Here is a 14,021-nt window from a genome sequence, read left to right as displayed (position 1 = left end):
CGAAACAGGGCACGACGAATCTCGGACTTGGCGGACGACCCGACGAGGGAAGGTGAATTCGATGCGCACGAACAGGACTACCCCACTGAAGGTTTCTTCCGAGGTCGATACCTGGCTCGCCAGGCGAAGCAGCCAGTCCGGCGACTGGGCGGTGGCCGACCTCGTGGCGGCCAAACGCGGGGCCCGTGTCAGCGTGGTGATCCCCGCTCGCGACGAGGAGACGACGGTCGGCGACATCATTCGCACGATTCGCCGCGACCTGGTCGAAACGCATCCGCTCGTCGACGAAATCCTCGTCGTCGATTCCCGGTCCACCGACGCCACCGCGAAGGTCGCCGCGGAAGCGGGCGCGAGGGTGGTGGCGCAGGACTCGGTGATGCCCGAGCTCGGCGGTCTCGCGGGCAAGGGCGAGGCGCTGTGGAAGGGCGTCGCCGCGACCACTGGTGACTTCGTCGTCTTCGTCGACGGCGACCTGTACGACTTCACCAGCGACTACGTGACCGGCCTGCTCGGGCCGCTGCTCACCGACCCGAGCGTCGCGTACGTCAAGGGTTTCTACCACCGGCCGCTGGTCGGCAAGACCGGTACGGACGCCGACGGCGGCGGGCGTGTCACCGAGCTGGTCGCCCGGCCGATGCTGAACATGTACTGGCCCGAGCTGGCCGGCTTCGTCCAGCCACTGGCCGGCGAGTACGCCGGACGCCGGGACGTGCTGGAAAGCATCCCGTTCGTGGCGAACTACGGCGTCGAGGTCGGGCACCTGATCGACCTGCTCGAGGCCCACGGGCTCGACGCGCTCGCCCAGGTCGACCTCGGTCGCCGAGTTCACCGGCACCAGAGCACGCAGGCGCTGGGGCGGATGGCCGGGCAGATCATGCTCACCATGTTCGACCGGCTCGAACAGTACGGACGGCTCGTTTCGGCGCAACCCCCGGCGACTCTGCTGGCGCAGTTCCAGCGCGGCAACTCCGAGAACGGCGTCGAGCGGGAGATGGTGCTGACCGACCTGACCTGCGCGCAGCGTCCACCGCTGGCGTCGGTCCGCGAAGCCACCCTTCGCGAGACGGCGTAGTTCTTCAAGAAACGGCTGTGGGGACCCGCGAACGCGGGTCCCCACAGCCGTTTTCCAGGTGGCTACGGCTGGGGTGACCGGTTCTCCCGCTCACCCCAGCCGTGGTTCTAGGAGGGGAACTTCAGCCGCACGATCACGTTGTCGAGCGTGTCCGGCGTGCCGCCGTTCATGTCGTTGTTCGTCGAGGTGAGCCAGAGGCCACCGTCGGGTGACGGGACGACGTCCCGGAGCCGGCCCCACTTGCCGGAGAAGACCGCTTGGGGCTGGCTGACGCCGTTGCCCGCCGCGTTGATCTGGGTGACCCAGAGCTGCCGGCCGGTGACCGCCGCGATGTAGATCCAGTCGTTGACGATCGCGATCCCGCTCGGTCCGGCCTGCGAAGTCGGCCAGGTCGTCTTCGGCGCGATGAAACCGTCACAGCTGCCCTGCGTGCCTTCGCAGCTGGGCCAGCCGTAGTTGCCGCCCTTCTGGATCAGGTTCAACTCGTCCTGGCTGCTCTCGCCGAACTCCGACTCCCAGAGCTGTCCCCTGGAGTCCCAAGCGAGACCCTGCGGGTTGCGGTGGCCGTAGCTGTAGACGTAGCGGGCGTTGCCGCCGCTGGCGTAGAACGGGTTGTCGCTCGGCGCGCTGCCGTCCGCGTTGAGCCGCAACACCTTGCCGTTGAGCGACTGCTTGTTCTGCGCGTTGTCACTGTTCTTCGCGTCGCCGACAGTGGCGTAGAGCTTGCCGTCAGGACCGAACTTGATGCGGCCGCCGTTGTGGTAGCGGTTCTTCGCCAGGCCGGTGAGGATCGGCGTCGACGTCGTCGACAGGGTTCCGTTGTCGTAGGTCATCCGGACGATCCGGTTGTCGTCGGAAGCCGTGTGGTAGACGTAGATGTAGTGGTCGGTGCTGTACGTCGGCGAGAGCGCGAGGCCGAGCAAGCCGCCTTCGCCGCTCGTTGTGACGACCCCGGGCACCTTGCCCAGCACGGTTTTCGTGCCGCTCGTGGTGATGTGGTCGATCTCGAAGCGGTCCCGCTCGGTGACCAGCGCCGAGCCGTCGGGCAGGAACGCCACGGACCAGCCGAGGTCGACCGTCGCGATCTGCTTGTCGAAGGAGGGGATCCCGCCACCGCTCGTGGCGCCGCCGGTGGTCTTCGCGGTCACCGGGTTGCTCGCGGCGGAGGAGTTCCCATCGGGGTCGCGGGCTTTCACGGTGAAGGTGTAGGACGTGTTGGGCGTCAGGTCGCTGACCGTCGAGGAGAGCGACGTCGTGGTCGCGACCTTCGTCGAGCCCTGGTAGACGTCGTAGCCGGCGATGGTGCCGCTGTTGTCCGTGGAAGCGCTCCAGGACAACGAGACGCTGGAGCTCGAAGTCCCGGTGACCGTCAGGTTGGCCGGCACACTCGGGGGAGTGGTGTCGTTGCTCTTCGGCGTCGTGAACGTGACGACGTTGCTCTGCTGCGACGGGTTGCCCGCCGCGTCGTAGGCGCCCACCGAGACGTCGTAGGCGGTGTTGGGCGTCAGGTTGTCGACGGTGGCCGACAGCGTTTTGCCGTCGACGGTCTTGAGGACGTTGCCGCCCTTGTTGATCTCGTACCGGACGATGCCGACGTTGTCGGTCGCCGCCTGCCAGCTGAACGTGGCCGCGGTCGGCAGGAGGTTGCTGAGCGCCAGGTTCGTCGGCGGGGTCGGGGGCTGGGTGTCGACGGGGGCGACGAAGGTGTCGGTCAGCTTGTCGGCGTTCGGGCCGCCGTTGACGGTGGTGGCGGTCGCGCGGATGTGGTTGATGCCGGCGGTCAGGGTGACCGAGACGGTCGAGGTCTTCCACGTCGTCCAGTCGCCGGTGCCGGGGAACGATAGGTTCGTCACTTGGCCGCCGTCGACGGTGATCGAGAGGGGGCGGTCGACGGTCGTGGCGTTGGCGTAGCGGAAGGTGAGTGAGTGGGTTCCGGCCTGCGCCGCGTTGACGTCGTACTCGACGTACCCGCCGACGGCGTTTTCGTAGTCGACGAACCCGGTGCCCGAGTAGCCGGCGTGGTCGGAAGCGACGGTCCCGTGCGAGATCGTGGCCGCTTCGGACTCGTAGTCGACGGGCGTGGGTGCTGCGGAGCTGACGGCCGGAGCGGCGGCCATGGTGATGATCGCTACGGAGGCGCAGGCCAGAAGCGTGCGCCAGGATGTTCGCGGTGCCACGTGAGGCCTCCTGCGTTGTCGGGGATGACGGAGGTACTGAGGCGACGGAAACGAGCTCGGGGCCCGCCGGTCTGATCTCTGGTCTCTATAGTTAAGAAAGTTTCCTTTCTATTCTATGACGTGAATCACACCATCTCCGGACACCCGTGTCAATACCGGCTGAAAGCGCTTTCCCGACCGGGCGCCAGCCCTGCCCTTACGTGCACTCGCCGTCGCTCGTCCCGACCAGGGCAGGGCACTCTTGGGCAAGAGTGCCCTTTGGGGATGGTCCGCACGCTGACCCGTCCGCACCCCGAAAGGCGGACGGGTCAGCGCGCGGCGTCTTTGGCGAGCAGCGGGGCGAGGGTCGCCGCGCTATCGGAGGTGGCCTTGGCCGCGGTGGCCAGGTCGGTGCCGTCGGGGTAGCCGGCCAGCAGGACGACGAGGTAGCGGTCGCCCTTGCCGACCAGTCCGGTCGTATGCGCCTCGACGCTGCCCCGCCCGGACGCCCAGCCCTGCTTGATCGCCCACGGCCAGCCGCTGAGCCCGGACGCGATGCCGTAGTGCTGGTCGAACCCGTCCGCCGAAACCTCCGGGGCGTTGCGAAGCGCCTTGAGCAGGTAGTCGCGGTCGGGCGCGGCGAGCGACAGGATGTGCTGGTAGATCCGGACCACGTCGGACGCCGTGGTCGTGGTGTCGCCCCACCGGCCGGGGTCGGCGGGCGGCTCGGTGTCGGTCAGCCCGAGCTTCGCCACTTCCCGCGCGATGATCGCGGTCCGGCCGCCGGACTGCCAGAGCTGGTCGGCGATCTGGTCGTCGCTGTAGGAGAGCATCCGGGTCACCCGGGGTGACGCCTTCGACCCGCCGGCGTACCCGCGATCGACCAGGTCGGCCGCGATGAGCAGCTTGACCAGTGAATCCGCCCGGAACTTCACGTCCCCCGAGGTGTCGAGGAGCGTCGTCCCGGAACTGAGGTCGAGCACCTCGGCGCCGATCCGGGCGCCGGCGACCGAGCTGCCCACGGGCCCGCTCGGAGCTTTCGACGCTCTCGAAGCCGCCCAACTCAGCGCGATCGCCGCGATGATGACCGCGACGATCGCGATCGCGCCGAACAGCAGCCCGCGGTTGGTCCGCGGGGCTCGTGGCGGGCGCTGCCGTAGCGGGGTGGGAGTCAGTTCCGGCATGGCGAGGACCCATCGCGGGTCCTGCCGCGGTGCGGCGGGGTACCGGCGAAACGCGAGGCGATCCGTCTTCTGCTCGACCATGTGACTGAGATTCGCACTCGGAAACCCTGGTTTCGTCGTGGTCTTGTCATGGTTTCGCTACAGCCACTGCGCGGGGCTTGATCCACCTCGATACTTGCCCGGTGCCCACTGTGCTGCTGATCGAAGACGACCCCGCCGTCCGGGAAGGACTGTGCCTCGGCCTGAGCCGCCACGGCCACCGCGTCGAGCCCGCCGAGGACGGCGAACGCGGATTGCGCCTGCTGGCAGCCTCGCCACCGGAAATCGTGCTGCTCGACCTGATGCTGCCCGGCATCGACGGTTTCGAGGTGTGCCGCCGGATCCGCGCGTCGGGCAGCGTGCCGATCATCATGCTGACCGCGAGGGGCGACGACATCGACGTCGTCGGCGGCCTGGAAGCGGGAGCGGACGACTACGTGGTCAAGCCGGCGCAGTCCCGCGTGCTCGACGCGCGGATCCGCGCGGTGCTGCGGCGGATCGGCGCCCGCGGCGGGCAAGAGCAGAACACCTACGGCGACCTCCACATCGACCGCGCGGCGCTGGTGGTGACGAAGTCGGGCAAGCCGGTCGGGCTCACACCGACGGAAATGAAGCTGCTGCTCGAACTGTCCCGCGTGCCCGGTCGTGTCCACACGCGACAGCAGCTCCTGGAACTGGTGTGGGAACACGACTTCCTCGGCGACTCCCGGATCGTCGACGCCTGTGTTCAGCGACTGCGGGCGAAGGTCGAGGACGTGCCGGCGGACCCGGTCTACATCCGCACCGCCCGTGGCTTCGGCTACCGGTTCGGGCCGCTGTGAAACTTCCCCGACCACGTGATATCCCCTTGTGGGCCAAGGGAATCCGCCCACGTCTCATCTTGGCGTTCATCGTGGTGGCACTGGTCGCGACCGTCGCCGCGTCCGGCGCGAGCTACGTCTCCGGGCGTCGCGCGGTGCTCACCGCGGCCCAGGACGATTACATGACCACGTTGCGCGACAACATCAACACGATCGCGCCGACCATCACCATGCCGCCGGACCAGACCACGCTCGACCTGGTCGCGCGGAAGCTGGGCTACGACGCGACCATCGTCTACCAGGGCATGAATTCCTCGCAGTCGGCCGCCTTGTCTTGGTTTCCCGACGACCTGCGCTCCGAGGTGAGGGCTGCGAACCAGCTGTTCTTCCAGCGTGTAGATCGTTACGGCGGGCCGTACCTGCTGGTGGGGATGCCCGTGCTGGCCTTCCGTCCCGATGGGACCGCTACGCATTCCGGGATCGAGGTCTACGCGGTGCACTCCCTGTACACCGCCCAGCAGAGCATCGAGGAGTTCGCCGACAACGGCTGGAAGACCGCCGCGGTGGCGATCCCGTTGGCCATGCTCATCGCCCTGCTGGCCGCCGGGGCGGTGCTGCGGCCCGTTCGACGGCTGCGGGACGCGGCGCGCAGCCTCGCCAAGGGCGACTTGTCGACCCGGCTGGTGACCACTGGCTCCGACGAGCTCACCGATCTCGCGCGAACCTTCAACGACACCGCCGCCAGTCTCGAGGCATCGATGACCGAGCTGCGGCGGATGGAGGCCGACGCGCGGCGGTTCGTCGCCGACGTCTCGCACGAACTGCGCACCCCGCTCGCGGCGATGACCGCGGTGAACGAAATCCTGGAAGAGGAAACCGGACTCACTCCGGACGCGGGGCAGGCGGCCCGGCTCGTCGGCGGAGAGACCCGGAAGCTCGCCCGCCTGGTCGAGGACCTCATCGAGATCTCCCGGTTCGACGCCCAGACCGCGATGCTGGACACCCATCGGGAGGACGTCGGCGCGATGATCGCCGGGACCCTGCGGACCCGCGGCTGGACGGAGTCCGTCGAGGCCGACCTGCCGGCCGGGGTCTTCGCGCCGGTCGACCGACGGCGGCTGGACGTCATCGTCGCCAACCTCGTCGGCAACGCTCTGCGGCACGGTGAGCAGCCCGTTCGGGTGGTCTTGCGCCGAGAGGGCGCCGACGTCGTCGTCGAGGTTACCGATTCCGGGCCCGGTCTCGCCCCCGACGTGGTTCCGCAGGTGTTCGGGCGGTTCTACAAGGCCGACGCGGCCCGAGCCCGGTCCGAGGGCAGCGGGCTCGGTTTGTCGATCGCGCTGAAGAACGCGAACCTGCACGGCGGCGGGATCGAGGCGGGCAACAGTCCGGACGGCGGCGCGCGGTTCGTCCTGCGACTGCCCGGCGAGAGGAGCGAGGTATGAGGAAGGCAGTGTTAGTCGTCCTGGCCGGGCTGCTCGCCGTGCTCGCGGGCTGCGGCGTTCGCCCGACCGGGGTGCTCGGCGGTGGTATGGCCGCGGCCGGGGTCGCCACCGGGCCGGTGCTGTACTTCGTCAAGGGCGGCCTGATGGCGCCGGTCCAGCGGAACATCGGGCACCTGGGTGACGCCACGACCGCGCTCTCCCTGCTCTTTGCCGGACCGACCGACGCCGACCTCGCCGCGGGGTTGACCACCGACCTCCCGCCTCGGTCCGTGCCCGACTCGGCGGCGAGCTCGGTCTACGTCGACGACGGGTCCGTGGTCATCAGCGTCCTGATGGACGTGCGCGCCCTGAGCCCGATCGCGGTGGAACAGATCGTCTGCACGGTGGTCGGGGTGAAGGCCATGGCGAGGACGGTCGACCCCCGCAACGTGTGGGCGGTTCTCCGGGGGAAGACCGGTGCCCTACCCGCTGCGCAATGCCCCCTGTTCCGTAAGTGACGAGAGCCGGTCACCCGAGCGGGTAGCCGGGACGCCGACTAATCTGGCTCGCTGTGCGTGACTCGGAGCTGATCGGTGGGGGACTGGCCGACGAGGGCCTGGCCCGTCGGCTCAAGGCGCTCGCCTGCACCGCGCCGCTGCACGACCTCGACTCCCGCAAGGCCAAGCTCGACTGGGCCGACGCGACGGTCTACCAGATGGCCGAGATCGCGCTGCACACCATCGACCAGGTCACGATCGCGATGGACTTCGACACCGGCGCCGACCACCACGAGGTCGTCCGGCGCCTGCAGCCGTTCGTCGCCGCGCAGGCGCCAGGCCGGCGTCCGGAGGAGCACGTCCGGGTCGCTCGCTGGGTGCTGGACAACCTGATCAACGTCGGTACGGCCGACCGCGGGTTCCGCCGCGTCTACGGCAGCGTCGACGCTCAGGGCGTCTACCAGCGGCGGGCGTTCGACTTCAAGCTGCTCATCGAGCTCGCCGCGTCGGACGGCGAGGTGTACCTCCGCGCCACCGACGAAGCGATCAACGTGCTGGTCGGCGCGTTGGACACCGACGTCGAGTCGGCCCATATCGCGGCCGAGGTCAAGCTCGAGAACCTGATCAACCGCGGCCGGCTGGCGGACGCGAAACTGGCCGCCGAGCAGGCCCGGTACCGGACCGTGCAGTACGGCGAGACGCTGCGGGTGAAGCTCGACGCGACCCGCCGCGACGTCCGCGCGGTGGACTGGGACTCGGAGATGCCCGAGCTGCTCGATTCCGCTCTCACGCACATCGAGGCGCGGTTCCGCGCCGAGAACGCGATCCTCAAGAACATCACCATCGCGCGCGACGACGCCGAGGACCCGGACCGCAAGCGCCGGGCCGCCGAGCTCGTCGACATCGTCGGCGACTGCATCAGCCGGCACACCCAGCTCCAGTCGCGCCTGCAGGCGGCCGGGGCGACGTTCCGCGCCGAGCAGGACCGTCAGCAGTTCTCCGGGCCGCCCCGGCGCGCCACGATCGACCTGTTCGGCCAGCTGCTCGTGCCCTGCCTCGAACTGCCGATCTCGGACGCTGTCGCGCCGGTCGAGAAGTTCTTCCTCGGCTCGTCCGGGCTCGCGGTGCCTACCGTGCCTTCGCTGTCGTCGCTGGTCTCGCTGCTGCTGCGGCCCGCGCCCGAGCGCGACAAGCTGGTCGGGGAGGTGCCCGAGCCGGAGCTGGTGCCGCCGGAGACGCTGGACTACTACAGCGACGACCAGTGGCGCCAAGCCGACGAGCTGCTGGACCTGCCCGACGTGCCGCGACGGCTGTCCGGCCTGCTCGCCGAGGCGAGGGAGTTCGATCCGGGGCTGGCACGGCTGGTCGCGTTGCGCGCGCTCTATTCGTACAGCCCGGGAGTGGCGGCGGCGGTGCGTCAGGGCGATGATCGGGCGCTGATCGGCATCGACGACGGCACGCAGCTCGTCGACGCCGAGTTCGGCGGCGCGGACCTGCTGCTCGCGTCGGCACTGATCGACCGGGGCGCCGGACCGAGTGACCAACAGGGGGAGACGGCGTGAGCACCAACGGGGACGCCGAGTCGGCGGCCAGGTTGATTTCGTTCGGCATGCGGCCGAAGCAGCTTCCGGGGCGTGACGTCGTCTACGCGGAGCTCGTCCGCCGCTACGGGCAGGACAGCGCGTTCAAGCAGCTGGCCAACTCCGTCGCGGCCGGGCTCGGCCTGATGGTGCTCGACGTCAGCACGCAGGCCGGGGCGGTGCTCGCGGCGACCGACGAGTCGGTGTTCGAGATCAAAATGGACAGCTACGCGCGGCAGAGCAAGATCCGCGAGCGGCGCGAGACCGAGAAGGTGCTGCACGGCCTGGTTCACCTCGCGGCCGCCGCGCTCGGCTACCCGAGGCCCGACGACCTCGCCAACGACACCTACATCGGCCGGGTCAGCGTCGAGCAGGTCGACGGCGTGGTCCGCGAAGCGTGCCGCATCCTTGACGAGCGCGCCGCGAAGGCCGAGCAGAACAACGACCCGCTGTCCGACGCCCCCGAGCTGGAACAGGCTTGGCGGGCGTACGCGCGTCGCCCGGCGACAGCGGCGACCAAGGACGGCAGGCTCGCGTCCGACACCACCCGGGGCATGGTGGCGCGAGCGCTGAGGTTCCTGTCCGAGCAGGGCTTCCTGGTGCAGATCGACAACGAGCAGGGCGGCACCTACCGGACGACCCCGCGCTACCAGGTGCAGGTTCGCGAACTGGCCGCGGACAGCGCGTTCGAGGAACTCCTGGAACTGGGCGTGGTTTCGGTCGGCGACGGCGGCGGCACCCTTCGTCCGTCCATTTCGGACACTCTGTGAGGGACTGGCATGTATGAGCTTTCGCGGGTCCGCCTGCACTCCGTCGGCCCGGCCGGCGCGCGCTACCAGGACGTCGTGCTCGACCTGTCCGGGGTCGGCGAGGTCGTCAAGGCGCCCACCCAGGACGCGTTGTTCAGCGCCGGCATCCATTCCGCGGAGCAGGGCTTGCCACACCGGCCGTCACCGGCGAGCGTGCTGTTCCTCGAGAACGGTGGTGGGAAGTCCGTCCTGATCAAGCTGATCTTCTCGGTGATGCTGCCGGGACGTCGTCAGGTGGTCGGTACGACGAACACTCGCGTGTTGGAGAAGTTCGTCTCCGCCAAGGACGTTTCGCACGTCGTGCTGGAGTGGCAGCACACCGAAACCGGTGCCCGCGTGATCACCGGCAAGGTCTCCGAGTGGCGCGGGCACGTGACCTCGACCGACCCGGCCAACCTGATCGACTCGTGGTTCTGCTTCCGGCCGAGCTCCTCGCTGGGGCTCGACAACCTGCCGCTCACCGTCGACGGCCGCCTGCTGACGATGTCGGCGTTCCAGGAGAAGCTGGACGCCGGGCAGCACGACGAGCCCGAGCTGGAGCTGTTCTGGACGCGACGGCACCACGAGTGGACCGAGCGGCTCGACTCGATCGGCCTGGACACCGAGCTTTTCCGTTACCAGCGCGCGATGAACGCCGGTGAGGGCGAGGCGGCCGACGCGTTCGCGTTCAACACCGACGAGGCGTTCGTCGAGTTCCTGCTGCGCGCGGTCATCGCCGAGGACGACCCGCGCGACCTGGCCGAGGTCGTCCAGACCTACGCCCACAACCTGTCTCAGCGCGGGGAACTGCTCGCCGAGCGGGACTTCGTCGCCGGCGCGCTCGACCTGCTGACGCCGTTGACCGACGAAGAGGGACTTGCCGCCGCGTCGCGCAAGATGGCGGACCGAGCGCGCGAAGAAGCCCGGGTGCTCGCGGGGTCGATCACCGCACGTCACGGCATCGAGTCGGAGCGGTTGTCCGGTCTCGAAGCGCATGTCAACGAGACTCGCGACGCGGAGAAGCTCGCCGAAGGCGATCACCGGCGCCTCGCTGCTGTCGTCACCGAGCTGCGTCGCGTAGTCGCGGACCTTCGCCTGACTGCGGCCACCGAGGACAAGAAGCGTCTCGATGACGACGTCGCCGAAGCGCGGGCGACGGCCGAAGCGTGGCGAGAGACCGGCACTGTGCTCGGGCACGTCAACGCCGTACGCAAGGCAGCCGACATCCGTGAGCTGGTCGGAGAACGTGAGCAGACGGCGAAACCGGCTCTGCGCGCGAAGAATGCCGCTGCCTCGGGCCTCGCCCGCGGTTTGCTGGCCTTGGCGGCCGAAGCCGCAGATCAGGCGAAGGCCGCCGAGAGCCGCGTCGCGGCCACCGGCGAGGCGGCCGCCGTCGCCCAGATGGAACGCGACGAAGCCACCGGCACCGCCGCGAAACATCGCGCGGAACATGCTCAGTTGACGTCACGCATCGACGAGATCAAGACGGAGATCCGCCAAGCGGTCCGTGACGGGCTTCTCGGGGACGCGGGCGAGCTCGCTTCAGCGGCGCAGGAAGCCCGCGGCCGCGCCGAAAACGCCGTGTCAGAGCTCGCCTCGCGGGAAGCCGACCTCGAACACGCGGCCGAGGAACACACCGAAGCGCAGACAGAGCTGCACCGGCTCCAGCAGCGGGCTTCGGTCGCGCACGCCGCCGCCGAACGGACCGCGCTCGAACTCGACCGGGCCCACCGCCGGACCGACAGCCTCGCGGCGCACCCGCGCCTGCTCGAACTGCTCGGCGGCGACGACGTCCGGCTGGAGACCGACACTCCCTCGCTGCTCAAACGACTCCGCGAAGCGCGTTTGGAAGCGGAACGCGAGCAGACGGCGTTGCGGATGTCCGAAGCGGTCGACGAGCGCGCGCTCGGCGCGCTGGGCGACGGCGGCCTGCTTCCGGAACCGCCGGAAGTCCAGTCGGCGCTGGAAGTCCTCGAAGCCGCGGGCGTCACGGCGTGGTCCGGCTGGCGCTATCTGTCCACAATGGATGACAAGCAGCGTAAGCGAGTCCTCGCGGAGCTGCCGCACCTTGTCGGCGGTGTGCTCGTCAACGAGGCGAAGCAGCTGTCGCGTGCGAAGGTCGCGCTGGAACAGGCGAAGCTGCTGCCTCGCGTCGTGCTGCCGGTCTCGACGACGGAGGCGCTGCGGTCGGCTGAAGGCGCTGGCGGCGTTGAATTCCTGGTGACGCCGAACCCCGCGATGTATGACGAAGACGCGGCGGACGCCGAGCGTGAAGCCATCGCCGCGCGACACAGTCAGCGGCAGAAGCAGCTCGAAGTGCTGTCCGGGGTCCTCGGCGACGACGCAGCTCTCGAATGGAAGCTCACCACCTGGCGTGAGGACTACCCGGCCGGCGCCATCGGTACGCTCGCCGAGGAAGCCGAACAAGCGGCGACTGATCTCGCCGAAGCCGAGTCCGAGGTCTCCGCCGCGGAGCGGATCCTCGCCGATCTCGCCGCGAAGCGCACTCGGCTGCGCGAGGCCGTCCCGGCGCTGCGTGTCGAGGTACGGATGGGCGACGAGCGTTCGCGTGCCCTCGTCGAGCTGGCGGGCCGCGCCACCAGGATTCCTGAGTGGACGGACGCCGCCGGGCGCGCGCAGGAGATCGTCGGCCAGGCCGAGGCCGAGGCCGAGGCGGCGAAGACCCGCGCCGCGCGGCTGCGCGAAGAGGTTGCCGAGGAGCAGCGGACCGCCGACGGGCACCGCCGGACGGTCAGCAGCGCACGGGCCGAGCTCGCCGAAGTTCCCGGCGGTGGCGGGGTTTCCGAGGACGAACCGGTCCCGAAGGAGCCCGTCGACGTGCTGCGCCGGGCGTTTGCCGAGGCGAGCGACTCCTACGCGAAGGTCGAGGTCGGCAGCGACCTCCGCGCGGAACTGGACCAGGCCGAGTCCGCGGAGTCGGCCGCCCGCGCGGCGCTCGAAGGCCTCGACCAGGTCGTCCGCGACCTGGCCGGGCAGCTGCTGGAGACCGCGGACGGGTCCGACGCCGCGACCAGGGCCGCGGCGTACGCCCGCGCTGGTCGGACGGTCGCCGCGCTGGAGAACGAGCGCGCCGAGGCGATCGGACTGGTCGCCACGCGCAAGGCCGAACTCGACCAGCTCCCGAAGCAGCCTGCGTCGCTGGAGCACTACGGGCGTCCGCGCGATATCGAGCACGGCAAGGAACTGATCGACATCGCCGCGGAGGAGGCCACCGCGGCCGCGCGCGTCTGGGAGCAGACGACGGCTCGGCGTTCCGAGGCCGAGCACGTCCTGGAGTCCGCGAACTCGTCGGCGGCCGGTTTCCGGCTGCTCGCCGAGTCCCTCGCGCATCTAGCGCCCGAAGGTGAGGCCGAGTCCGTGTTCGACGGCGACGTCGACACGGCGCAGTCGCGCATCGGCAGGCTGAACGCGTCGCTCGCCGACGCCGACGCGGCCGTCGACACTGCCGAGAAGCGTGTCCGCGGGCATGCCGACGCGCTGGCGCAGTACGCGACGGACAAGCGGTTCGAGAAGCTCACGAGCCCGGTTCGCCAGCAGATCATCGCCGTCCGGCGCGACAGCCTGCCCGCCAACGCGGCCGAATGGTCGGTCGCGTTGCGGCCCCGGCTCCGGACGCTCACCGACGACCTCGCGCAGATCGACCGGCACCGGTCGGGGATCGTGGCGCGGCTGCAGGGCATGGTCGACGGCGCGTTGCGGCTGCTGCGGTCCGCGCAACGGCTGTCCCGGCTGCCCGAGGGCCTCGGCGACTGGTCCGGCCAGGAGTTCCTGCGGATCCGGTTCGCCGATCCGGAGGAGGACGTGCTCGCCGAGGCGCTGGGCGGCGTCGTCGACGAAGCCGCGATCGGCAAGACGAGCGACGGCCGCGACGTCAAACGCGACGGTATGTCGCTGGTCCTGCACGGGGTCCAGGCGGCGGTGCCCAAGGGATTCCGCGTCGACATGCTGAAGCCGGACTCGGTGCTGCGTACTGAGCGGCAGCGGGTGTCGGAGATCCGGGACGTGTTCTCCGGCGGCCAGCAGCTGACCGCCGCGATCATCCTTTACTGCACCCTGGCGGCGCTGCGGTCCAACAACCGCGGGCGGATGAAGAACCGGCATTCCGGCGTGCTGTTCCTCGACAACCCCATCGGCCGCGCGTCGGCGGGCTACCTGCTCGAACTGCAGCGCGTCGTCGCGAGCGCACTGGGCGTTCAGCTCATCTACACGACCGGCCTGTTCGACGCCGGCGCGCTGAGCGAGTTCCCGCTGATCGTCCGCCTCCGTAACGACGCCGACCTGCGCGCCGGCCGCAAGTACCTCTCCGTCGACGCCACCATCCGCAACCAGCTCGACACCCTCGAGGAGTCCGACGGCACCGCCCGCATCTCGGCCACCCGCCTGTTCGTCAAGCCCGGCAGCTGATTCCCGAAGTGCTGATTCGTGTCGGAACCTTGCGCTACCCTGGTTCGTCTAACGAC

8 protein-coding genes and 1 pseudogene are annotated in these 14,021 nt (G+C 69.6%); 7 read left to right on the top strand and 2 right to left on the bottom strand.

Features of this window, described 5'->3' with window-relative positions; genetic code table 11:
- The first annotated feature begins 61 nt into the window (after positions 1-61).
- A complete protein-coding gene (locus tag JWQ81_RS43935; protein WP_297551573.1) occupies positions 62-1,072 on the top strand; it encodes a glucosyl-3-phosphoglycerate synthase in 1,011 nt (336 codons plus the stop codon).
- Between the two features lie 113 nt (positions 1,073-1,185).
- On the opposite strand, the pseudogene JWQ81_RS43930 reads toward JWQ81_RS43935, so the two are convergent.
- Together JWQ81_RS43930 and JWQ81_RS43925 are read right to left on the bottom strand one after the other, a co-directional pair.
- Positions 1,186-3,249: pseudogene (locus JWQ81_RS43930) on the bottom strand (PQQ-dependent sugar dehydrogenase); the annotation flags it as partial.
- A 308-nt stretch (positions 3,250-3,557) separates the two neighbouring features.
- Complete coding sequence (locus JWQ81_RS43925; RefSeq protein WP_297551571.1) at positions 3,558-4,493, bottom strand: serine hydrolase; 936 nt, start codon at positions 4,491-4,493, stop codon at positions 3,558-3,560.
- 101 nt (positions 4,494-4,594) lie between these two features.
- Here JWQ81_RS43925 and JWQ81_RS43920 point away from each other — a divergent pair, with 101 nt between their 5' ends.
- From JWQ81_RS43920 to JWQ81_RS43895, 6 genes are read left to right on the top strand one after another with little or no spacing between them, the layout of a single operon-like run.
- A complete protein-coding gene (locus tag JWQ81_RS43920; protein WP_297551570.1) occupies positions 4,595-5,272 on the top strand; it encodes a response regulator transcription factor in 678 nt (225 codons plus the stop codon).
- Positions 5,273-5,331: 59 nt separating this feature from the next.
- Positions 5,332-6,696, top strand: a complete 1,365-nt coding sequence (locus JWQ81_RS43915; RefSeq protein WP_297551569.1) for an ATP-binding protein — start codon at positions 5,332-5,334, stop codon at positions 6,694-6,696.
- Positions 6,693-7,193, top strand: coding sequence for a hypothetical protein (locus tag JWQ81_RS43910; protein WP_297551568.1), 501 nt, complete (start codon positions 6,693-6,695; stop codon positions 7,191-7,193). The genes JWQ81_RS43915 and JWQ81_RS43910 overlap by 4 nt, the downstream gene beginning before the upstream one ends.
- A gap of 53 nt (positions 7,194-7,246) precedes the next feature.
- Positions 7,247-8,734 (top strand): hypothetical protein, encoded by a 1,488-nt coding sequence (locus tag JWQ81_RS43905; protein ID WP_297551567.1) that lies wholly within the window; start codon positions 7,247-7,249, stop codon positions 8,732-8,734.
- Positions 8,735-8,781: 47 nt separating this feature from the next.
- Positions 8,782-9,522 carry a hypothetical protein gene (locus JWQ81_RS43900; RefSeq protein WP_297551597.1) on the top strand — a complete coding sequence of 247 codons (741 nt, stop codon included), beginning with the start codon at positions 8,782-8,784 and terminating at the stop codon, positions 9,520-9,522.
- 9 nt (positions 9,523-9,531) lie between these two features.
- Positions 9,532-13,965, top strand: coding sequence for a hypothetical protein (locus tag JWQ81_RS43895; protein ID WP_297551566.1), 4,434 nt, complete (start codon positions 9,532-9,534; stop codon positions 13,963-13,965).
- Positions 13,966-14,021 lie beyond the last annotated feature (56 nt).

Source organism: Amycolatopsis sp., assembly GCF_025464955.1.
Classification (GTDB): Bacteria; Actinomycetota; Actinomycetes; order Mycobacteriales; family Pseudonocardiaceae; genus Amycolatopsis.
This window is presented reverse-complemented; position numbering and strand designations above follow the sequence as displayed.

Bases quoted from the DNA above. Each gene is read 5' to 3' on its own strand.
- JWQ81_RS43935 (WP_297551573.1), top strand. From the start codon at position 62: ATGCGCACGAACAGGACTACCCCACTGAAGGTTTCTTCCGAGGTCGAT.
- JWQ81_RS43925 (WP_297551571.1), bottom strand. From the start codon at position 4,493: ATGGTCGAGCAGAAGACGGATCGCCTCGCGTTTCGCCGGTACCCCGCC.
- JWQ81_RS43910 (WP_297551568.1), top strand. From the start codon at position 6,693: ATGAGGAAGGCAGTGTTAGTCGTCCTGGCCGGGCTGCTCGCCGTGCTC.
- JWQ81_RS43900 (WP_297551597.1), top strand. From the start codon at position 8,782: ATGCGGCCGAAGCAGCTTCCGGGGCGTGACGTCGTCTACGCGGAGCTC.
- JWQ81_RS43895 (WP_297551566.1), top strand. From the start codon at position 9,532: ATGTATGAGCTTTCGCGGGTCCGCCTGCACTCCGTCGGCCCGGCCGGC.